Annotated in this window: 18 protein-coding genes; 5 read left to right on the top strand and 13 right to left on the bottom strand. The window is 63.3% G+C overall.

Annotation, left to right across the window (positions count from 1 at the left end):
* Positions 1 to 23: 23 nt before the first annotated feature.
* Genes AAG821_RS04230 through argS form a run of 4 tightly spaced genes read right to left on the bottom strand, consistent with a single transcriptional unit; the run spans position 24 to position 4,383 of the window.
* Positions 24 to 707 (bottom strand): site-2 protease family protein, encoded by a 684-nt coding sequence (locus tag AAG821_RS04230; RefSeq protein ID WP_341910543.1) that lies wholly within the window; start codon positions 705 to 707, stop codon positions 24 to 26.
* Between the two features lie 23 nt (positions 708 to 730).
* Entirely contained in the window at positions 731 to 1,756 is a 1,026-nt protein-coding gene (gene nagZ / locus AAG821_RS04225) for a beta-N-acetylhexosaminidase (RefSeq protein WP_341910545.1), read from the bottom strand.
* Positions 1,757 to 1,760: 4 nt separating this feature from the next.
* Positions 1,761 to 2,639 carry an SPOR domain-containing protein gene (locus AAG821_RS04220; protein WP_341910548.1) on the bottom strand — a complete coding sequence of 293 codons (879 nt, stop codon included), beginning with the start codon at positions 2,637 to 2,639 and terminating at the stop codon, positions 1,761 to 1,763.
* Between the two features lie 4 nt (positions 2,640 to 2,643).
* On the bottom strand, positions 2,644 to 4,383 hold the full coding sequence (argS, locus tag AAG821_RS04215; RefSeq protein WP_341910550.1) for an arginine--tRNA ligase: 1,740 nt from the start codon (positions 4,381 to 4,383) through the stop codon (positions 2,644 to 2,646).
* Positions 4,384 to 4,569: 186 nt separating this feature from the next.
* Between argS and erpA the strand changes: the two genes are divergently transcribed.
* The 3 genes from erpA to AAG821_RS04200 all read left to right on the top strand — a co-directional run bounded on the left by erpA (position 4,570) and on the right by AAG821_RS04200 (position 6,185).
* A complete protein-coding gene (erpA, locus tag AAG821_RS04210; protein WP_341910552.1) occupies positions 4,570 to 4,953 on the top strand; it encodes an iron-sulfur cluster insertion protein ErpA in 384 nt (127 codons plus the stop codon).
* A gap of 61 nt (positions 4,954 to 5,014) precedes the next feature.
* A complete protein-coding gene (gene xth, locus AAG821_RS04205) occupies positions 5,015 to 5,788 on the top strand; it encodes an exodeoxyribonuclease III (RefSeq protein WP_341910554.1) in 774 nt (257 codons plus the stop codon).
* Positions 5,781 to 6,185 (top strand): response regulator, encoded by a 405-nt coding sequence (locus AAG821_RS04200; RefSeq protein ID WP_341910556.1) that lies wholly within the window; start codon positions 5,781 to 5,783, stop codon positions 6,183 to 6,185. The genes xth and AAG821_RS04200 overlap by 8 nt, the downstream gene beginning before the upstream one ends.
* Here the strand turns inward: AAG821_RS04200 and AAG821_RS04195 are convergent.
* The 4 genes from AAG821_RS04195 to AAG821_RS04180 all read right to left on the bottom strand — a co-directional run bounded on the left by AAG821_RS04195 (position 6,182) and on the right by AAG821_RS04180 (position 9,649).
* A complete protein-coding gene (locus AAG821_RS04195; RefSeq protein ID WP_341910558.1) occupies positions 6,182 to 6,811 on the bottom strand; it encodes a DsbA family protein in 630 nt (209 codons plus the stop codon). The genes AAG821_RS04200 and AAG821_RS04195 overlap by 4 nt on opposite strands.
* Before the next feature lie 88 nt (positions 6,812 to 6,899).
* On the bottom strand, positions 6,900 to 8,393 hold the full coding sequence (locus AAG821_RS04190; protein WP_341910559.1) for a mechanosensitive ion channel family protein: 1,494 nt from the start codon (positions 8,391 to 8,393) through the stop codon (positions 6,900 to 6,902).
* Between the two features lie 95 nt (positions 8,394 to 8,488).
* A complete protein-coding gene (locus AAG821_RS04185; RefSeq protein WP_341910561.1) occupies positions 8,489 to 8,896 on the bottom strand; it encodes a DUF427 domain-containing protein in 408 nt (135 codons plus the stop codon).
* Between the two features lie 75 nt (positions 8,897 to 8,971).
* Entirely contained in the window at positions 8,972 to 9,649 is a 678-nt protein-coding gene (locus AAG821_RS04180; RefSeq protein WP_341910563.1) for a glutathione S-transferase, read from the bottom strand.
* A 201-nt stretch (positions 9,650 to 9,850) separates the two neighbouring features.
* Here AAG821_RS04180 and AAG821_RS04175 point away from each other — a divergent pair, with 201 nt between their 5' ends.
* Both AAG821_RS04175 and katG read left to right on the top strand, forming a co-directional pair.
* The gene (locus tag AAG821_RS04175; RefSeq protein WP_341910565.1) at positions 9,851 to 11,692 is read left to right on the top strand and encodes a cache domain-containing protein; all 1,842 of its coding nucleotides are present in this window, start codon (positions 9,851 to 9,853) and stop codon (positions 11,690 to 11,692) included.
* Positions 11,693 to 11,844: 152 nt separating this feature from the next.
* The gene (gene katG, locus AAG821_RS04170; RefSeq protein ID WP_341910568.1) at positions 11,845 to 13,992 is read left to right on the top strand and encodes a catalase/peroxidase HPI; all 2,148 of its coding nucleotides are present in this window, start codon (positions 11,845 to 11,847) and stop codon (positions 13,990 to 13,992) included.
* A 63-nt stretch (positions 13,993 to 14,055) separates the two neighbouring features.
* On the opposite strand, the gene AAG821_RS04165 is transcribed toward katG, so the two are convergent.
* The 5 genes from AAG821_RS04165 to ilvD form a co-directional block, all read right to left on the bottom strand.
* Positions 14,056 to 17,148 (bottom strand): 3'-5' exonuclease, encoded by a 3,093-nt coding sequence (locus tag AAG821_RS04165; RefSeq protein ID WP_341910570.1) that lies wholly within the window; start codon positions 17,146 to 17,148, stop codon positions 14,056 to 14,058.
* A gap of 52 nt (positions 17,149 to 17,200) precedes the next feature.
* A complete protein-coding gene (locus AAG821_RS04160; RefSeq protein ID WP_341910572.1) occupies positions 17,201 to 18,181 on the bottom strand; it encodes a fatty acid desaturase family protein in 981 nt (326 codons plus the stop codon).
* A 553-nt stretch (positions 18,182 to 18,734) separates the two neighbouring features.
* Positions 18,735 to 20,261: a M81 family metallopeptidase gene (locus AAG821_RS04155; protein ID WP_341910574.1), complete on the bottom strand. Its 1,527-nt coding sequence runs from the start codon at positions 20,259 to 20,261 to the stop codon at positions 18,735 to 18,737.
* Positions 20,262 to 20,294: 33 nt separating this feature from the next.
* Positions 20,295 to 20,525: a hypothetical protein gene (locus AAG821_RS04150; RefSeq protein ID WP_341910576.1), complete on the bottom strand. Its 231-nt coding sequence runs from the start codon at positions 20,523 to 20,525 to the stop codon at positions 20,295 to 20,297.
* Between the two features lie 60 nt (positions 20,526 to 20,585).
* Entirely contained in the window at positions 20,586 to 22,352 is a 1,767-nt protein-coding gene (ilvD, locus tag AAG821_RS04145) for a dihydroxy-acid dehydratase (RefSeq protein ID WP_341910578.1), read from the bottom strand.
* Positions 22,353 to 22,372 lie beyond the last annotated feature (20 nt).

The following is a 22,372-nucleotide window of genomic DNA, read 5'->3' as shown; positions in this document are numbered from 1 at the left end:
CTTTTTAAATCCGGGACGCGGTGTTAGCCGTCGTGCCCGGACAATACAAGCAGGATATCCCGCAGCCCGACGATAATGGGCGTGATCAGCTCGAACAGCGGGTTCCAGTCGATGCCGAATTGACTGGCCACCAAGGGCACGGCGAGCAGCAGAATCAGCAGAAGCACCATGCCATAGCGCTCCAGCCGGGCCAAGGGACGCGCCAGGGCCAGCGGCAGCAATCCGACCGCCACCCGGCCACCATCCAGCGGCGGCACAGGTATCAGGTTAAAAATACAAAGTATAATATTGATATTTATGGCATTATTCAGATTTCTGGCAACCCAGAGATCAACTGTGTCGCCAAACAGCGGCAACAGGTGGAACAGCAGCATCGCGATGAAGGCCTGGGCCAGGTTGATGCCCGGTCCGGCCGCCGCCACCAGCGCCATGTCGCGGCGCGGCGATGGCAGGTTCCGCATGTCGACCGGCACCGGTTTGGCCCAGCCGAACAGGAAGGGCGCCTTCACCAGCAGCAGCATGGCCGGCAGCACCACGGTGCCCATCGGATCGATATGCCGCAGCGGGTTCAGCGACAGCCGACCGGCCAGCCGGGCGGTGTCGTCGCCCAGCCGCCAGGCCGCGAAACCATGCGCCGCCTCATGCAGCGTGATGGCCAGCAAGGCCGGCAGGATCCAGGTCGAAACGGTGTACAGGGTTTCCATCATGGCCGGACTCTACAATCGCCGCCTCAGACGGAGACCTGCTCCATCAGGGTCTGATATCGCGCCCGTTCGGCTTCGGTGAATGGCCGGGGCTGTGGCAGGGCGTTGCGGGCCTTGCCCACCCGGCGCACCGCCTCGCGCGACATGGCCGGCAGGGCAGCGAACAGCGCCTGCATCTCCGGCAGGTCACCCGAGCAGTGCAGCACCAGGTCACAGCCGGCGCGCAGCGAGGCCGGGCCTGTCACCGCCGGCGCGCCCTTCAGCGCCTTCATGGTCAGGTCGTCGGAGATCAGCACACCGTCGAAGCCGATCCGGCTGCGAATGACCCGGTTGATCACATTGGGCGACAGGGTTGCCGGCAGCACGTGGTCATAGGCGCTGTAGACGATATGCGCCGTCATCGCCCAGGGCGCGTGGCGCAGGGTCACGAAAGGCAGAAAATCGCTGCGCTCCAGGATCTCGGCGCTGGTATCCACCACCGGCAGATCGAGATGGCTGTCGGTACGCGAGCGGCCATGGCCGGGAATATGCTTGATCACCGGCATCACGCCGGCATCAGACAGGCCGCGCATCACCGCCTCGGCCACCAGGCCGACAATATCGGCATCGCGGCCATAGGCGCGGTCGCCGATCACATCATGGGCACCTTCCACCGGCACATCGGCCACTGGCGCGCAATCCACGTCGATGCCCAGATCGGTCAGTACGGCACCGATCCAGCGATAGTTCAGATAGGCCGCCTCTTCCGCCGCCGCCGGATCGCGGGCGTAGATTTCGCCAAAGGCGGCGCCGCGGGGAAACACCGGCCAGTGCGGCGGCTTCAGGCGGGCGACACGGCCGCCTTCCTGATCGATCAGCACGGGGGCGAAACGGTTGCCCACAACGCCACGGAAATCGGCGACCAGCGCCTTCACCTGCGCCGGGTCAACGATGTTGCGGGCAAACAGGATCAGGCCCAGGGGCTTGCGCACGCCGAACAGCACGCGCTCCTCCGCCGACAACTGCGGGCCGGCACATCCCACCACGACGGGCGCATAGGCGCCCCAATCCACGGATTTAACGTCCAACAACGATGCAGCCCTGGTTCTTGGCCGCCAGCGCGTTGCAGGCCGACTGGGCCTCGGCGCGATCCTTCAGCGGACCGGCCTGCAGGCGGATGAAGGTGCCCTTGTCGGCAATCTCGACGCGCTCATAGGTCGGCTGAAGTCCACCCAGCACCTCGGGAAATTTCTTCTGCAACTGGTTCCAGGTGGCGGTGGCCGCCGCCTGGTCCTTCAGCGAAGCGAGCTGGATTCTGGCACTGCCGCCCGGTGTGGCAGTCACCGTCGGTGCCGGCGCGGCTGCCCGCGCGGTCGCGGCCGGAGGAGTTTGTGTCGGTGCCGGCGTTGCTGGTGCAGCGGCCGTGCGCGGCGCCACCGGTTGCGGCTGGCCCGGTGCGGCAGGCGCCGGCGGGATCGGCGCCGGGCTCGGCGCGTCCGTGCGGTTCGGCACGGCGGCGCTCTGATTGGGTACGCTCTGCGCCGGCCGTGTCGGCACGCTCACGGCCGGCGAGGTCGCCACATTCGGTTGCGTCGGTGTCGCGCTCGGTCGCTCCTGCGGCGGCAGCAACCTTTCAGTCTGTCCCGCCGTATTCGCCGTGGTGTTGCCCGGCAGGCGCTCATAAATCTGCTTGTCCTGGTTCGGCACCTGCATGCCGCCGGGATTTTCCGGCGCCACCTTGGTCGGACCCTGATCGGCGCGGATCAGCGGCGGCGCGCCTGACGCACCACGCTTCACACCCTGATCATAGGCAAACCAGATACCGACACCAAAGGCCGCCACCGCGCCCAGCGCGATGCCGGCGGTGATCAGGCGTTTCGGGCTGCGAATGCCGGGTGCACTGGCCGTCTCACCAGGAACCGGGCGCATGTTGCGGTCGCCACGCAGGTCGCTCATCGTCTCACCTCATCTCTTCGACAGGCGTCACGCCCATCACCGCAAGGCCCGAAGCAATCACCACTGCCACGGCGCGCAGCATCGCCAGCCGCGCGCGCGTGAGGTCGATATCTTCGGGCAACAGGAACCGCATGCCGGTATCGTCGCGGCCGACATTCCACAGACCGTGGAAGGCGGCGGCCACATCCTGCAGGAAAAACGCCACGCGATGCGGCTCATGCGCCTCAGCCGCGGAATCGACCATGCGCGGCCAGGAGGCCAGCAGCTTGACCAGTGCCAGCTCGGCCGGGTGTGACAACTTCGTCATATCCGCCTTGGCCAGCGCCGCATCCGCCGTGTCCACCGCCGGCACTTCGGTCTTCGCATTGCGCAGCACCGAGCAGATGCGCGCATGGGCATACTGCACATAGAAAACCGGATTGTCCTTCGACTGTTCCGTCACCTTCTTGAAATCGAAATCCAGCTGCGCGTCGTTCTTGCGCGTCAGCATGATGAAGCGCACGACATCCTTGCCCACTTCATCGACCACGTCGCGCAGCGTGACAAACGTGCCGGCGCGCTTGGACATCTTCACCGGCTCGCCACCGTCCATCAGATTGACCATCTGCACCAGCTTGACGTCCAGATCGGCCTCGCCGTTCGACAGCGCCTTCACGGCAGCCTTCATGCGCTTGACATAGCCGCCATGGTCGGCGCCCCAGACATCGATCATCTGGCTGAAGCCGCGGCGATACTTGTCGTCGTGATAGGCAATGTCGGCGCCGAAATAGGTCCAGCTGCCATCGGACTTCTTCAACGGCCGGTCGGTGTCGTCGCCGAACGCGCTGGCCTTGAACAGCGCCTGCGGCCGGGTCTCGTAATCCTCCGGCAGCTTGCCCTTGGGCGGTTCCAGCACACCGGTATAGATCAGGTCGCGCTGCTGCAGGCGATCAAACGCGGTCTGCACCGCGCCGCTGTCATGCAGGGCCTTTTCCGACGTGAACACGGCATGATGGATGTTCAGCGCGGCGAGATCGTCGCGGATCATATCCATCATCGCCTCAATGGCTTCCTTGCGGAACAGCACCAGCCAGTCGGCTTCCGGGGCGGTCTGGTATTTGGCATCGTATTTCTGCGCCAGATGCTGGCCCAGCGGCTTCAGGTAGTCGCCGGGATACAGGCCTTCCGGGATCGTGATGCTCTCGCCCAGCGCCTCGCGATAGCGCAGATGCGCCGAGCGCGCCAGCACATCGACCTGGGCGCCGGCATCGTTGATGTAGTATTCGCGGGTGACATCGAAGCCGGCCTTGTGCAGCAGGGCGGCCAGCGCATCGCCGAACACCGCGCCACGGCAATGGCCGACATGCATCGGGCCGGTCGGGTTGGCCGAGACGTATTCCACGTTGACCTTGATGCCCTGCCCCAGCGCGCTGTCGCCATAGGCCTTGCCGGCATTGACAATGGTGCCGACCTGGCGCTGCCAGTAGTCAGGCTTGAGGCGCAGGTTGATGAAGCCCGGACCGGCGATCTCCACCGCCGTGACATGCGGGTTTGCTTCCAGCAAAGGCTTCAGCTTCTCCGCCAGGGCGCGCGGCGCCATGCCGGCCGGCTTGGCGATCACCATGGCCACATTGGTGGCGAGGTCGCCATGGGCCGCATCGCGCGGCGGCTCGACCGTCACGGCCTTGAGCGGCAGGTCGCCCGGCAAGGCCAAGGCTTCGACGGCCCGCATCACATCGCGGCGGAATTCGGTAAAAACGTTCATTCGGGCAAGGCTTTTCTAAAAACACGGGCGGTAGGTCTGGTTTGGGGGCGGAAAGTAGCCATATGACAGCCCTGCCGCAACGTGGCGCGGGTGGTCTGCCGTCTTCCGAAATTGACTTCCGCGCGTAAGCCCCTAAATTGCTGATCGAATGTGGCAAATTATTGGTAAACCAAGCGTAAACGCCAAATGACCGAAACCGCAGCCCAGACCGCCCCCATCGCCGCCCCGGCTCCGCCTGCCGGTGCCGCGCTCGGCCTGACCGCGTCGGCCGCGCGCCGCATCCTGAAAGTGGCCGAGTCGGAGGGCAACCCGGCGCTCGGCCTGCGCATCAGCGTGTCGGGCGGCGGCTGCTCCGGCTTCCAGTACAGCTTCACGCTGGACGCCGACGAAACCGCCGATGACGTGGTGATCACCCGCGACGGCGCCCGCCTGCTGGTCGACAGCGTGTCGCTGGACTACCTGCGGGGCTCGGAACTGGATTTCGTCGAGGATCTCTCCGGCGCCGGTTTCCGCATCAACAACCCGCTGGCCTCCAGCAGCTGCGGCTGCGGCAATTCCTTCTCGGTTTAGTGAGCGCGCGGCAGGGTTGCAGCCCTAGCCGGACCCGCCACCTTGGCCGATACTGCCGGCCATGAGACTCGCCACCTGGAACGTCAATTCGGTGAAGGCCCGGCTGCCCAATGTGCTGGGCTGGCTGCGCGACAGCAAACCTGATGTCGTCGTGCTGCAGGAAATCAAATGCCAGGACGCGGATTTCCCGCGACTGGAATTCGAGGGCCTGGGCTATCACCTCTTCACCCACGGGCAGAAAAGCTACAACGGCGTCGCCCTGCTCAGCCTAGTGAAGCCTGACGCTGTGCGCACCCGCCTGCCCGGTGACGACAGCGATGAACAGGCGCGCTACATCGAGGGCGATATCGCCGGCATCACCGTGTGCGGCCTCTACCTGCCCAACGGCAACCCGCGCCCGGGCGAGAAATATGACTACAAGCTGCGCTGGATGGAGCGCCTGCGCCAGCGCGCCGCCGCACTGCTGGCTGCGGGCAAGCCCTTCCTGCTGACCGGCGACTTCAACATCTGCCCGGCCGATGCCGATGTGTATGATCCCGCCGGCTGGGCCGAGGATGCGCTGTGTGCGCCCGACAGCCGCCGCGCCTGGCGCGCGCTGGTCAATCTCGGCCTCACCGAGGCTTGGCGCGCCCTGCATCCGGCCACGGTGGAATACAGCTTCTGGGACTACCAGGCCGGCGCCTGGCCGCGCAACAACGGCCTGCGCATCGACCATTTCCTGCTCTCGCCGCCGCTCGCCGACCGGCTGGTTGCTTGCGAGATCGACCGTGCCCCGCGCGGCCTGGAAAAGGCCTCCGATCACACGCCGGTGCTCTGCGAGATCGCCGATGCCTGACACGCCGGCCACCAGCTTCGCCGATCTCTCGCTGCTGGTCGCCGAGGATGAGCCCTTCGCGCGCAAGCTGACGCTCGCCACCCTGCAGCGCATCGGCATCCGCAAGGTGACGGCGGTGACCGACGGTGCCCAAGCGCTGGAGGCCATCGCCCAGGCGCGCGAGCCCTTCCATCTGATCATCTCGGACTGGAACATGCCGAACATGAACGGGCTGCAGCTGCTGCAGCTGGTGCGCGAACACCACCCGCATACGCCGTTCCTGATGCTGACCGGCCATGCCGACCAGGATCTGGTGCTGGCGGCCCGCGCGGCGCGGGTCAACGGCTATATCGTCAAACCCTTCTCGGCCGAGCAGCTGCGCAGCAAGATCGCCGTCACGCTGGGCATCAAGAGCTAGGCAGCCAGCAGATTGGCCAGCCGGGCGCGCGACTGGTAGAGATACGCCGATGGCACCACCTGCAGGCGACCGTCCTGCTGGCGCAGCAGGGTCGGCACGCCGCCGGCGCCGCTACGGGTTAGCAGCATCGCTGCCTCATCAACCCACTGCCGCAGTGCCGCATCGTCCACGACCTCGTCATCGGGCAGCACGAGGCCGAGATCGGCAGCCAGCGCGCTTAGCACGGCCCGGTCGGCGACATCCCTGCCCTCCACCCAGCGCGCGGCCTGAATCGCGGCGAGCAGATCGAGCGCGCCGCCGGCGCGCTGTCGTTCGGCCGCAAACAATGCCGATGTGGCCGGGCCGCTGTCGAGCCGGGCGGCGGCATCGCCAATCACCCGGTCGGCATAGGCGGCGCTGAACACCTGGCCGGTCAATGCAGCGATCCGCGCATCGGCCGCATGGATATGATCGCGCATGCCGTCCAGCGCACGTGCCTGGTCCCAGGCGAATAGACCGACCGGGCGGGCCTGAAGGGTGACGCCGGGCTGTTCGCGCAGCCAGCGGACGGCCGGCGCGGCGCCGTAGCACCAGCCGCAGAGCGGATCGAGCAGGTAGACGAAGGATCGGATGGCTGCATCTGTCATGATGTCGCCAGTATGCGATACCGCCGGTTTTGCGCAAGCGGAGGCGGATGTGACCTGGTATCGCGGATGATACCGCGCGTGCGGTGGCCTAAAGCCCGAAGAAGGCGCGCATGCGCAGGAAGACTTCCGCTGTGCCGCTGCGGATCGCCGCGGCATGATCGGCCGGGCTGAGCGATGCCAGCGCGGTTTCATTGGCAATCCGGCGCTCGGTCATGATACGGCCCAGGTTCTCGGCCAGCAGCGGCTGCTCGCGCAGCAGCGGCGCGATATCCTCGGGCTCGATCACCCACACAGTGCAGGGATAGAGCGCGGTGACGCGGGCGCCGCGCTTCTCGCCGGTCAACAGCGCCATCTCGCCGAAACAGTCGCCGCCACCCAGCCGCGCCAGCACATGCCGCACGCCATCCTCGCGCTGCATGCTGACCTCCAGCGCGCCGCGCTCGACGATATAGAGCTTGGAATCGGTATCATCCTGCTCGACCACGACGCGCCCGGCCGGGTGCTTTTCCGAGCGCATCAGCGGCGCCAGCCGCGCGCGCAGCGGCGGCGTCAGGTCGGCGAACAGATGCACCAGGCCGAGCAGCCGTTCGGCCTGCGCCGCGCTGTCCGCGCCGGCCGGCGCCACACTGTGCCAGGGCGCCAGGCCGAGTGTATCAAGCGCGCGCCAGATACCGTTGGCCACTTCGTGCCGTACCTGGTCGGCGAGCGGAAAATCTTCGATCCAGTAGGATAGGTCATAGGCCAGCTGGCCGTCGCGGAATTCGCGGATCGCGGCTTCCGGCGGCGGCGAGGAAAGCACGCGGCTGCAAGTCAGCGCGCCGGCCTCCAGCATCGCCTTCACATCGGCGGGCGGAATGCGCGCGTCCACCGCCAGGGTGAGCGACTGGCGCTGATGCCGGTTCGGGTGGTTGAAATTGACCAACTGGGCGGCGGCCATCTTGCTGTTCGGCAGCACGATGATGTTGCCGCGCGGCGACAGCAGATGCGTGGCGCGCCAGTTCATCTCGGTGACTTCGCCGAGCACGCCGTTATCGACCTGCACCCAGTCGCCGACGCGATAGGGCCGCTGCATGTTGATGGCGATGCCGGAGAACACATCGGCCAGCGTACTCTGCAGGGCGAAGCCCATCACCACGGCGAACACGCCCGAGGCGGCGAGAAGGCCGGCGATCGACTCCTCGAAGATCGCCGAGACGATGCCGAGCCCGGTGAAGACGATGACCAGCGCGCGCGCCAGATCGATCATCAGCTTGGGCACCACCACGCCGCGGTTGATCAGCGCGGCCCAGACGAAACGTTCGAGGATAACGATGACCAGCGTGGCGAACAGAATCCACCACACCGCGCCGACCAGCCGCACGGCGGGCTTGGCCACCATGATGACGGCGGGCATGCCGCTGAAGCTGGCAGCCTGCGGCAGCACCACCCAGAGGAAGCTGACCGCGGCAAGGATCAGGCCGACCAGGGCAATGCGGCGCTGGCCGGGATCGCTGAGCCGGCGCCGCCACAGCAGCAGGCCGATCCAGATCAGGATCAGCGCGATGGCTTCGATACGCTCGGGTAAGGCGAGAATGGTGGGCAAGGCAGGCCCCGGACAGGTAAGGCGACTGGACAGCGTTGTCCCTGTTTAGCGCAGCCTCACCGCGCCGTCACCCGCCCCGGCCCGGTTCCCTGGGACTACTCGGCGTCGATGCTGTCGACCCGCTCGGGATAGAAGGCGACGAAGTCGCCGATCCGCGACACGGCCGGATAGGGCTCTTCGTAGCTCCAGACCGCATTCTCCGCACGCCGCCCATCCACGTCGAGATGGAAATACGATGCATCGCCCTTGTAGGGGCAATGGGTGCTGTGGTCGCTCGGCGTGAACAGCGTCCAGTCGCAGTCATGGCGCGGAATGTAATAGACCGGCGGGTAACCGGCTTCCTGCAGGCGCACGGCATTGGTGCTGTTGGCGACCAGGCGGTCGTTGAAGGCGACCCGCACGCGGCCGGGAAATGCGCTGATCGTGATCGGATGGTCCGCTCCGGGTTCGAGGCGTTTGCGCCCGTCGATCCTGGCATCGACCGTCGCTTTGCTCGTGGCCATGGCATGTCCCTCCGCGCTGGTTTGGCTGTTCCAGCTAGGACAACGCGGGCCGGGGTCAATGGTTTCCGGCTTGGCCTATTTCAGCAGCTCATACGGCCCGCCGGTGACCAGGGCGCGCTGATAGGCCGGGCGGGCATGGATGCGCTCGAGGAAATCCTTGATCGGACCGTGGCCCTCGCCGAGCCCGACGCGGCTGGCGGCGGCCTCCAGCGGGAAGCTCATCATGATATCGGCGGCCGAAAACGCCTTGCCGGCGAACCAGCCGTTGCCCTGGCGCAGCGCATCGGCCCAGTAGAGCATATGCGTGGTGAGCTGCGGATCGGTCACCTTGGCCTGCGCCGTCTTGGCGATCTTCTTCACCAGCGGGCGGATGAAGAACGGCACCCCATGCGGCATGCGCATGAAGATCAGCTTGAGCAGCAGCAACGGCATCGCCGAGCCTTCGGCATAATGCAGCCAGTAGGTCCAGTCGCGGCGCTCCTGCGTGTCGGGCGGCGGCACCAGGCTGCGGCCGCTGTCATAACGCTCGATCAGGAATTCGATGATCGCGCCGGTCTCGGCGATGATCTGGCCTTCTTCGCTCTCGATCACCGGCGACTTGCCGAGCGGATGGATCTTCTGCAGCGCCGCCGGCGCCCGCATGGTCACCTTGTCGCGCTCGTAGCGCACCACATCGTAGGGCACGCCCAGCTCTTCAAGCAGCCACAGCACGCGCTGCGAGCGCGAGTTATTGAGATGATGAACCTTGAGCATGGGGAAAACCATTCGTGAAATACGGGGCGGCCAATATGAGCACAAACAATGGGACCACGATAGCTTTTGATCGGGGTGGCCGCAGCGCGAACCGCCGCTTATTTTGCGTTACTGGGCGAAAAACGGCCTTGCTGCCCCAACTGCGGACGGTATGTAATGCCTCAGCGTCGGGCGCCTTGCCCGTGCGGTCTGAGACAGAAAATGAGCATCGGGGGTCGCCTTAAACTCATCGTGCTGTGCGTCGCGGTCGTGGCGGTGATGCTGATCGGCGGCATCGGCCTCGGCACCATGCGCTATCTGATCGATGCCCAGGAACAGGATCTCGCCGAGCGCGCCCGCCTGCATCTGGAAAACGCCATCGAGGTCCAGGCTGCCGCCAACCGCGCGATGGCCGCCGCGCTGGCGGCGCTGCCCGCCGTGCAGCGTGACTTCCTTGCCGACGACCGCGCCGCGCTGCAGCGCGAGCTGGACGGCGCCTTCGTCAGCCTGAGCGCAATGGGCATCACCAATCTGCACCTGCATCGCGCCAACACCACCTCGCTGCTCCGCCTGCACCGGCCGCAGCAGTTCGACGACGACCTGAGCACTCTCCGCCCGATGATCCGCGAGGTCAACGAGACGCGCACGCCGCGCCAGGGCATCGAACCCGGCCTGCATGGCCTGCCGATCCGCGGCGCCGTGCCGGTGTTCGCGCCGGACGGCCGCCATCTCGGCGCGCTGGAGGTCGGCTCGTTCCTGACCTCGGATTTCCTGCACATCTTCCAAAAGCCCGGCACCGCCTACAGCATCTATCTGTTGCGGGACGGCCGCCCGACCCTGATCGCGCAGTCGGACACCGCGACCGCCCAGCCCTTCCCGGCCGCCCAGATCGCCCAGGCCGCGCAGGCCGGACTGGCGCAAAAGCTGCCGACCCGGCGCGGCCAGGCCGGCGAGCAGTTCCTGGTCTCCACGCTGGCGCCGCTGCCCAACTACGACGGCCGCATCGTCGGCGCGGTGCAGATCGACATCGACACCAGCAAGCTGGAATCGGTCTTCGACCGCGAAATCCAGCTGCAGCTGGCCGGTGTGCTGCTGGTGGTGCTGCTCGCGGCCTGCGCCGTGGTGTTCGGCATGCGGCCGATCCTGGCCCGCATCGACCGCCTGATCGCCGTCACCAATGCCATCGCCGCGGAACAGCCGGTGACGGTGCCGATGCTGGAGCAGACGGATGAATTCGGCCGCTTCGCCCGCGCGCTGGAGAAATTCCGTCTCAGCCAGGTCGAGCTGGGCCTGGCGCGCGACCGCGCCCAGACCGCCAGCATCGCCAAGTCGAACTTCCTCGCGGTGATGAGCCACGAATTGCGCACGCCGCTCAACGCCATCATCGGCTTCACCGAGCTGATGCTGCTGCGCCGCGCGCAGAACCGCCCCTTCGGCGAGCGCGAGACGGAATACCTCAACGACATCCTTCACAGCGCCATGCATCTGATGGCGCTGGTCGAGGATGTGCTGACCAACGCGGCCATCGACACCGGCGGCCTGACCGTCAAGCTCGAGCCGACCAACCTGACAATCGAGGTCGCCAATATCCTGCGCCTGCTCGAACCGCGCGCGCGCCATGCCGAGCAGACCCTGGAGATCGACCTGGCCGACGGGCTGCCGCCGGTGATGGCCGATCCGCGCGCCCTGCACCAGATCTGCCTCAACGTGGTCTCGAACGCCCTCAAATTCACGCCGCGCGGCGGCCGCATCGCGGTCGGCGTCGGCCTCGACGGCGACGCCTTCTGGATCCGCGTCAGCGACAGCGGCCCCGGCATCCCGGCGCACCATCTGCAGCATGTCACCGAAGCCTTCTACCAGGCCGCCGACGCGCAGGCACGCAGCAGCAGCAGCGGCGGCGTCGGCCTCGGCCTCACCATCGCGCATCGCCTGGCGCTGCTGCTCGGCGGCCGGCTCGACCTCGCCAACCGGCCCGAAGGCGGCCTGACGGTGACGCTGGTCTGCCCGGCCCGCAGCACCGAGGCGCAGGCCCTGCTGCAGCAGGCCACCGCCTCGGTGGCCTGACGGCGCGGCCGGCCTATGATCGGAATTTCCGATCATAATTACCAGTATTATCAATTTCTTCTAAATCCGGTCTGTCGCTATCCTCGGCACCGTCAAGCCTGGTTCGCCGCCGGCGGCCGGCTGACGGGATAGCAAAGACTGGAGACACGCCCATGACTGGCAAATGCCCCGTAATGCATGGCGGGATCACCGCGGCGGGCACATCCGTCACCAACTGGTGGCCCAATGCACTGAACCTCGACATCCTGCACCAGCACGACAGCAAGACCGATCCGCTCGGCCAGGGCTTCAGCTATCGCGCCGCGCTGCGCGAGCTGGATGTCGCCGCGCTGAAGGCCGATCTCACCGCGCTGATGACCACCAGCCAGGACTGGTGGCCGGCCGACTGGGGCCATTACGGCGGCTTGATGATCCGCATGGCCTGGCATGCCGCGGGCTCCTACCGCATGGCCGATGGCCGTGGCGGCGGCGGCACCGGCAACCAGCGCTTCGCGCCGCTGAATTCCTGGCCCGACAATGCCAATCTCGACAAGGCGCGCCGACTGCTCTGGCCGATCAAGAAGAAATACGGCAACCGCATCAGCTGGGCCGACCTGATCATCCTGGCCGGCACCATCGCCTATGAATCGATGGGCCTGAAAACCTTCGGCTTCGGTTTCGGCCGCGAGGATATCTGGCACCCCGAGAAAGACATCTACTGGGGCGCCGAAAAGGACTGGCTCGGCTCCGAGCGCTATGACGGCGACGACCGCCAGTCGCTGGCCAATCCGCTGGCTGCCGTGCAGATGGGCCTGATCTACGTCAACCCCGAAGGTGTGGGCGGCAAGCCCGACCCGCAGCGCACCGCACACGACGTGCGCCTCACCTTCGCCCGCATGGCGATGGATGACGAGGAAACCGTGGCGCTCACCGCCGGCGGCCACACGGTCGGCAAGGCGCATGGCAACGGCGATGCGGCCAAGCTGGGCCCCAGCCCGGAAGACGGCCCGGTGGAAGACCAGGGCTTCGGCTGGCTCAACAAGACCAGCCGTGGCGTTGGCCGCGACACCGTCACCAGCGGCCTCGAGGGCGCCTGGACCACGAATCCCACCAAGTGGGACAACGGCTATTTCAAGCTGCTGCTCGGCTATGAGTGGGAGCTGAAAAAGAGCCCGGCCGGTGCGCATCAGTGGCAGCCGATCGGCATCCGCGAGGAAGACATGCCGGTGGATGTGGAAGACCCCAGCATCCGCCGCATGCCGATCATGACCGATGCCGATATGGCGATGAAGGTCGATCCGGTCTATCGCAAGATCTCCGAGCGCTTCGCCAGGGATCAGGCCTATTTCTCGGATGTCTTCGCCCGCGCCTGGTTCAAGCTGACCCATCGCGACATGGGCCCGAAGGTGCGCTATCAGGGCCCCGACGTGCCGAAGGAAGACCTGATCTGGCAGGACCCGATCCCGGCCGGCCCGACGCAGTACGACATCGGCCATGTGAAGGCGCGCATCGCCGCGAGTGGCCTGAGCATCGCCGAGCTGGTCAGCACCGCCTGGGACAGTGCCCGCACATATCGTGGTTCGGATATGCGCGGCGGCGCCAACGGCGCGCGTATCCGGCTGGCCCCGCAGAAGGACTGGGCGGGCAATGAGCCCACGCGGCTGGCCAAAGTGCTCGGCGTGCTGGAGGCCATTGCGCGTGACAGCGGCGCCAGCCTCGCCGACACCATCGTGCTGGCCGGCAATGTCGGGATCGAACAGGCGGCGAAGGCCGCCGGCTTCGACGGCATCACCGTGCCGTTTGCGCCCGGCCGCGGCGACGCGAGCGACGCGCAGACCGACGCGGACTCGTTCGCGGTGCTGGAGCCGATCCATGACGGCTACCGCAACTGGCAGAAGGAGGACTATGCCGTGAGCGCGGAAGAGCTGATGCTCGACCGCACCCAGCTGATGGGGCTCACGGCGCCGGAAATGACCGTGCTGGTGGGCGGAATGCGCGTGCTGGGCACCAACCATGGCGGCGCCAAGCATGGCGTGTTCACCGACCGCGTCGGCGCGCTGACGAACGATTTCTTCGTCGCGCTGACCGACATGGCCAACACCTGGAAACCTGCGGGCAAAAATCTCTACGAGATCCGCGACCGCAAGACCGGCCAGGTGAAATGGACCGCCACGCGGGTGGACCTGGTGTTCGGCTCCAATTCGGTGCTGCGCGCCTATGCCGAGGTCTATGCCCAGGACGATGCGAAGGAGCGGTTCGTGCGCGACTTCGTCGCCGCCTGGACCAAGGTGATGAACGCGGATCGGTTTGATCTGGCGTGAGCTAGGTTAGTGTGCGCTCCCCGGCAGCTGAGAGGCTGCCGGGGAGAAAAGGAAGGTTGTTAGTTAGGGACGCAGAACGATGTTGTACTTAGACAGGGCGCGTTGGAGTTCAAGTATTTCTCGGCGTCCACATTCTGGGTTTTTGAGGAGTTCAGAAATTCGTATGTTGGCGACATCTGCTAGCAGAGTCAGTCCATTTGCTTTTAGAACACGCTTCGTTCTGCTTGTAACGTCAAGAGTATCGGCACGCTTCATGAGCAGTGTAATCTCCCACTGCCGTATACGCTGATTGATTACGAGTTGAATCGCATCTTCATCTTGTTTTCTCAGATTTGCGCGCCGTGCGATTTCATTCAGCGGACTTTTAATCAAGTCACCTAATGTTCGCACCTTTGCTTCATGTAAAGACACAAAAAGTCTTGCACTTAAATTTAATTCTCCAAGTGGGATATCTCTTGGATCAATGACTGGATTCACGAGTTCGGCCCTATGCTCTTCAGGAGCATTTATTACGGGCTTAGCGTCTGTATATTCAATTTTTCTCACGGGCCGTCTTGCGATAGGCCGGACGCCAGAACGAGCTTTCTCAAGCATTTCACGAATTAGCTGGTCGGCTTTTGGGCCGAAAACTTGTGGCGTACCACCACGAGCTGGGCCGAGCTCTATATCTTCTAGTAACTGGCCAACGTTCTTCCATGCAACTCTACGACCAGCGCGCTGTCGAGCCTCACCGGGAACAACCTCTTCGAGTTTAATCTGTAGATCAGGAGGCATGCCCCAAGCATAAGGGGTGTAGAGAAATTGCCTGCCATTCAGAAGCATAACTTGGTTTGCTTCATCATCAATATCTACTTGCTCAGGTAAATATCCAGGCTCACCCAATGGGTCGACGAGTGATACATCCACATAATTGTCCCATGTATCAAAGCTAAGGCCTACGTCGCGATTTGTTAGCCAATCACTGGGCGTTCCTGAAAATGAGAGAACCAGCTGCTCCTTGGCACGAGTCATTGCAACATATAGTTGGGCGCCAAATCTAAATGCATCTTCGACAGGAGTTCCTGCTGGCGGAAGCGCTCCTTTCCGGCAATTTAAGATTACGACTGTATCGAATTCATATCCCTTAGTTTGCTCTAAATCGGATAAGAACAACTCGCCATCTGCTGGCTCTTTTGCTCCATCAAGCACCGGAAGACCATGTTGCTGGGCAAAAAGGCTGATCTCGAATTGAGTAAAGCCTGCAAAAGCAATGCACCCGCTATGTGATCGCTTGGCACCCTTTTGTTTGTACATATTCTCATTTTCACGCATCAGCGCAATCGCACTACGAATTTCACCTTCCAGACTGGGCGCAGACAAAACTATTGGTTCCGCAGATGAGCGGTTTGCATACTGGGGATCTAGTATTTCTAAATCTCCCTTGTCGAATATTGCTTCATTCAAGTTGTTATATAAAACACCATACGCCGCTTTCAGAATCTCACGACTATTTCGGTAGTTGCGACGGATTTTATAAGAGCGATTGGCAGTTTCGATTCCTGCATCAGAAAAGCGCTGATGCTTCGGAAGAATGTGTTGCGCTAAATCACCGCATAAGAAAATGTCATTCTTCCCTTCCGGAACTAATTTGCGCAATATGGATAGCTCGGTTGTACCAAAATCCTGAGCTTCATCGATAATTAGATGATCGAAATGAAGGCCTAAATCTCTAAACTTGGTGACGGCTGTTGAAAGTCCCATGTAGTCAATGATCCCTACATGCTCCATCTTTTCCTCCCAATACGAGAGGCCTGATAAGATTTGAGATCTGCGGTCTTTGTCTAATGGTAAGCCGCGGCCTTTTCTTTCAACAGCTAAGTACTCATCCCGCTTTTCAAACGGGAGTGCACTACGTATCCAGTCAAACTCTTCCTTAATGTAGCTTTCAGCATCAACTCCCTGCGCCACCAGAGTGTAATGAGTCGGTATCATAACATCTGATTTTGTATAGTTATTCACACCGCGATAGTATTCGCGAAAAATCTCGTCAATATGTTCTTCGAGTTTCCAAGTCACATCGCTGTAGCGACGGCTATTTTGCGCATCAAGAGATGACAGAAGTACCTGGCACAATCTAAAAAATGAATAGACCTCAATTCGAGATCTAACTTCCGGATTTGGGCACGCACTATCTGCTAATTTAGAGATTAACGCCGCAAGGCTTCTATTTAATGTAATAAGACCGATCTTTTTCCCACTTCCTGCCTGCGCAAGTCTAATCGCCCTGCGGATTGCAATGCATGTTTTACCAGACCCGGAAACACCTGATAGACGGGCGGGGCCTTCATAATCTTCATCAATATACTTTTCCTGCTCCGGATGCATAAACAGGAACCAGTCGTAGTAAGTATTCGCATCAATGTATGACTTGATCCACACCTCATATTCAGGTGATCCAATCTTGATTTGCTTTACGCTTTCTCCATCTTGAATCTTTAAATAATCTTCCGCTTCAAAGCTCGATATTGGCTTTATGTCTCCGCGTAAAAGAGCAATTCTGTCGCGTGCCCCATCGACATTTCCGGCGTTTAGTTTGATTAGAACATCATAGATCGCTAGACGAAGATTCTCGTCTCCAACGGACTGCACGTAGTAGCCAATTTTCTCAGAGCTAACTCCTGCTTCTATATCGCGGAACGGCTCGACATCACGAGCGGGTAAATCGCCAAATAGATCCGCTCTTGAGTTCGGGTCCAGACGATCAAGAAGCTTGCCGTGCCACGTATCAGGAGCAGCAGTTATTTGATTGCTGTTGCCTGACACCGTAATCTCGATAATGCGATTGTCGTTGTCGACTCCGAAGGTAAGCCCGCGATTATTATTCAACCATCGCTCTTCGTCTTCATGAGATCCGGCATATACAAGAATGTGAACATGGCCATACAGGACGGTCACCAATCGGCAAAATCCTGTCAGGTCATACTTTATGCAGTTCGGTATACGCGACTCTCCGTGCTTTGTCTGACGAACCCCGTGGAATGGGTCGGCAGTCTGCGTATTGATTGCGCCAATTATGGCTAAGACTTCTCCCGCCGCAGCGGCTTGCTTACCACCAGATCTTTTCATCGTCTGAATATTGCTGACGAGATTTTTATGTTGGAAGTATTTCTTCTTCATTATCGCTCTCAACCGCGCGCGCTTCACCTTAAGTTGTTTTAATGCACGCGCGTCAGATGTGTACAGCTTTACTGTTGCCTACACTATTATGTGGCCCCTCGCTCACCGCGCTCGTCGCCATACGCAGTACCTCGGCATAGCTGTCGCGCACTTCCATCCGGTCGCGCAGGCCCTTGGCAATCAGCAGGCGATGCGCCACCGGCAGTTTCCAGCACGGCAGGCTGAGCAGCAGGTGATGCTCCAGATGGTAGTTCACCCAGTAGGGCGCCAGCAGCAGGCGCGTCCAGATGCCGGCCAGCGTCGTGCGCGTGTTGCGCAAGGCATCGTCGTTGTCGGGCACCACGGCATGTTCGGCGATGTTGCGGATGCGGCTGATCAGCTGATACCAGGTGAGCAGCGGCAGCAGCCACAGCGCCGGATACAGCCACCAGTATCCGATGGCGGCGAGCAGCGCGAACAGCGCGAGATTGGCCGCCACGCCGCCCACCAGGCCGGCCTGCCGCAGCCGCGCCCAGCGTTCGCGCCAGCTTAAGCCCGCCTCGCCCCCCATAGGCCCCCATGCCATCACAATCTGTTCCTTGCGCCGGGTGTATCCGGTGCGCCCGCTGATGTCGCGCCACACCTTGCGTTTCAGGCTCTGCGTCGTGATCGGGAATGGCGCCGACAGCACCAGGTCGGGGTCCTCGGCCTGCTGGGTGTAGCGGTGATGCTTCAGGTGATAGGGGCGATAGAGATTGAGGTCGGTGCCCACCGGCAGGGCGCAGAGATATTGCCCGGCCAGTTCGTTCCAGCGCCGGGTGCGGAACAGCAGGCCATGGGCGGCATCATGCATCAGGATGGCGAGGCCGAGCTGGCGCCCGCCGATCACCATCACGGCGAGGATGAAGCTGAGCGGATTGGGCCAGGCGGCGAACACCGCCATGCTGCCGCCGATCAGCGCCCAGGCATGCAGCACCAGCAGCGCGCCCATCACATCGGAGCGCGTGCTCAGCCGTTTGATCTCGTCAGGGGTGAACAGCTCCCTCGCCTGCACGGCGGCGCCTCCGGGCTTTTATCGTTGCCGGCAGCATAGCGCGGCGGCGCGGCGCCGTCCGCAGCGACGTTACGGCAGGCGGCGTCATACCGGAATAGGCAGGCCCGCCTCTTGCTCCTTCGCGCCTTCCCCACGCCGTCATGGCCGGATGCGTTTCTCTCCCACCACCCCAACCCCGTCATGCCCGGATGAGTCTCCCTGCCACCACCCCCACTCCGTCATGCCCGGGCTTGACCCGGGCATCCATTTGCCGATGGGTCAGGGCCATGACCGAGAGGCCTGCGGCGCCGATGGTGGGGATGGATGCCCGGGTCAAGCCCGGGCATGACGGTGGAGGATAATGCGGAAGGCCCTCTTGAACCCCGCAGATCGTTCCCTATCTGATCCGGTTGGGCCGCGATGCCGTGAGTTACACTTGTATGCCGGTTATCGCGAACCCGAACGAACCTGAGCGAACCGCAACGAACCCGAACGAGCATCCAGCGAACGCCAGCGAAGCGCCACGAACACCAGCGAAGCCCAGCGAACGCCAGCGAAGTGCCGGGAAGACTCCTCAGCCCGGATGCTGGCGCCCCTTGGGACTGAGCTTCATGCCCTTGCGCAGCTTTTTATAGGGCAGCGTTTCGGCCCGCTCGATGAAGGCGCCCGGGCTTTCCACGTTCAGGATGTCATGGGCGATGTCGGTGAAGTCGCCGCGGAAATGCACCGTGCTTTTCACGCCGACGATCTGGCGCTGGCCCGGCTCGATCCCTAAATGCCGGTACATCTCCTTGTCGGCGGCCTGCACCCGCGCCGAGGCGAGCACCAGGTCGACACCATTGCACTGCAGGCGCGCCATCGGGCCGAGCGCCATGCTGGTGCCCTTGTAGAACGGCCCGGTGCAGAGGAATTTGCCGCTGCCGAGTTTCGCCACCTTGAAGCGATTGCGATAGGGCCGCGCGCCCTCGACATTGAGCAGCTTGCCGCCCACCGCCACCTCGATCTCGGCGCCCTCGCCGGCCTGGTGCGCCAGCTTGGCGACTTCCGGGTCATACAGCAGGCCCAGCGTGGCATCGGGCACATGCTCGGCGATCAGGGCTGCTAAGAGTCCGGTGGTGTCGCTGGTGGCGCCGGTGCCGGGATTGTCCTGCACATCGGCCAGCACGATGGACTTGCTGGCGCCGGCGCGGATCAGTTTGCGCGCCTGCTCGATGGCATCGACGGGCGACAGAAGATTGAGCTTGAACTCCGCCTCGCGCTCGGTGATGGCGCGGGTGAAATCATCGGCGGCCTTGTCGGCGGTGGCTTGCGTATCGGCATAGGCCACCACGGTCGGGCCGCAATGATGGATATCGGCCGGGTGGAAGCCGGGGCTGAAGCTCATGCTGCTCAAGCCCGGATAGGCGGCGCTGTGCTCCATGTCGCCCATCTGGTCGTACAGGCTCTTGCACGGCTCGATGAAGGTGCATTGCGCCGTCAGCGGGATCAGGAACGGCAGTTGCCGCAGCGCCTTGGCCTGGCGTTTGCGCTCGCCGGTCAGCAGCTTTTCCATATGGTGCAGCACGCGCGCACCGGTCACCGCCATGTCGAGATGCGGATAGGTGCGATAGGCGATCAGCACGTCGCTGTATTGCACCATCTCCGGCGTCACATTGGCATGCAGGTCGAGGCTGACGCCGATCGGCATGTCGGGGCCGACGAGTGCGCGGACGCGGCGCAGCAGTTCGCCCTCGCCGTCTTCATGGGCTTCCGTCACCATGGCGCCATGCAGGTCGAGATAGACGCCGTCGATGCGGCCCTTCAGGGCGGCGATGCCGTCCAGGATCTTCTTCGCCACATATTCAAACGCCTCGGTGGAAACGTAGGACGACGGCGCGGCGGCGGCCCAGACAATCGGATGCAGCTCCCACTGCTTCGGCTTCGCCGCATGGATGAAGCCGCCGATCGGAATATTCATCGGGCCGAACACATCGAAGATCGCCTTGCCCTCGGTCAGCGGCGGCCAGCCCTCGCCCTGGATGAACAGGTCGAGCGTGGCGCGCGTCGGCGCAAAGGTGTTGGTCTCATGCTGGAAGCCGGCAATGGCAATGCGATAGGTCATGTCTGGGGCTCGTTTATGGTTGGGGGCTTTGATTTAACAGCGGCCCGTCGCGCTGCAGGGGCGCGTGCGGGAAAACCAATCCTGCGGATCGTTGCTCAGACCCAAGCGGTAGGCCGAAAAGAAACCAAGAGCCAAGCAAAAACCCGCGACGCAGAGGAAACCACCGGCCAGGCGTCGGTTGCCATGCCGAAACTGGAGAGCGGCGGCAATCGTAAAAGCGGTCACGGCGCCGAGCGTAACAAGAAGAAGGTCGAAAAGCTGCATGGCGTCTGGGGTGCTATGAAACGAAGACGGGCGCCGCTGGGGCGCCCGTCTGGGAGTCGACTAGATGTCGGCGTATTCCTTCACTTCCTTGGCGCCGCCCGGATGGGTCACCGCGCCGTCATGGGCATCGCCCACGGTCTGGGCGTATTTCCACAGCGTACCCGACTGGTACTCGGTCTTGCGCGGCTTCCACTTCTTGCGGCGCGCCGCCATTTCCTTGGCCGAAACATCGACGCTGAGAATGCCCTTCACCGCATCGATGGTGATGATGTCGCCATTCTTGATCAGGCCGATGGGACCGCCGACCGCCGCCTCCGGCCCGACATGGCCGACGCAGAAGCCGCGCGTGCCGCCGGAGAAACGCCCGTCGGTGATCAGCGCCACCTTCTCGCCCATGCCCTGGCCGTAGATCGCCGAGGTGGTCGACAGCATCTCGCGCATGCCGGGGCCGCCCTTGGGGCCTTCATAGCGGATGACGATCACGTCGCCGTCCTTGTACTTCTTCTTCTGCACCGCCTCGAAGGCGGCTTCCTCAGAGTCGAACACCCGCGCCGGGCCGACATGCTTCAGCCGCGCCATGCCCGCCACCTTCACGATGGCGCCGCGCGGCGCGAGATTGCCCTTCAGGCCCACCACGCCGCCGGTCGGCGTGATCGGATTGCTGATCGGCCGCACCACATCCTGGTTCTTCGGGAAAGTGACGCCCTTCAGGTTCTGCTCGATGGTCTTGCCGGTGACGGTGAGGCAGTCGCCATGGATATAGCCGCCCTTCATCAGCTCGTTCAGCACCACCTGCACGCCGCCGATCTCGTACATGTCCTTGGCGACATAGCGGCCGCCCGGCTTGAGGTCGGCGATATAGGGCGTCGACTTGAAGATCTTGGCCACATCATCCAGATCGAACTTGATGCCGGCTTCATGGGCGATGGCGGGCAGATGCAGCGCGCCGTTGGTCGAGCCGCCGGTGGCCGCTACCACGCGGGCGGCATTCTCCAGCGCCTTCTTGGTGACGATGTCGCGCGGGCGGATGCCCAGCTTGATCAGCTCCATCACCTGCTTGCCCGAGGCTTCCGCATACTGGTCGCGGGTCTCATAGGGCGCCGGGGCGCCGGCCGAACCGGGCAGCGCCAAGCCGATGGCTTCCGAGACGCAGGCCATGGTGTTGGCGGTGAACTGGCCGCCGCAGCTGCCGGCCGAGGGGCAGGCCACGCATTCCAGCTCATGCAGGTCCTTGTCGCTCATCTTGCCGGCGGCATGCTGGCCGACGCCTTCGAACACGTCGACCACGGTGACGTCACGGCCGCGGAACTTGCCGGGCAGGATGGAGCCGCCATACATGAAGATGGAGGGAATGTTGAGCCGCACCATCGCCATCATCAGGCCGGGCAGCGACTTGTCACAGCCGGCAAGACCCACCAGCGCGTCATAGCAATGGCCGCGCACGGTCAGCTCGGTACTGTCGGCGATCACCTCGCGGCTGATCAGCGACGACTTCATGCCCTGGTGGCCCATGGCGATGCCGTCGGTCACCGTGATGGTGGTGAATTCGCGCGGCGTGCCGCCCACAGCCTTGACGCCCTTCTTCACCGCCTGCGCCTGACGACCCAGTGTGATGTTGCAGGGCGCGGCCTCGTTCCAGGTGGTGACGACGCCGACGAAGGGCTGGTGGATTTCCTTCTCGGTCAGCCCCATGGCGTAATAGTAGCTGCGGTGCGGGGCCCGCTCGGGGCCTTCGGTCACATGCCGGCTCGGCAGCTTGGACTTGTCGATCTTCCCGCCCTTCATCACGCTTGGGCGCGACGCGGTCTTCTTTTTCTTGGTCGCCATGATTGCTGGTCCGTTCCCTC

The sequence above is a fragment of the Ferrovibrio terrae genome, assembly GCF_943372915.1.
In the GTDB taxonomy this organism is placed as follows: domain Bacteria; phylum Pseudomonadota; class Alphaproteobacteria; order Ferrovibrionales; family Ferrovibrionaceae; genus Ferrovibrio; species Ferrovibrio terrae_A.
This window is presented reverse-complemented; position numbering and strand designations above follow the sequence as displayed.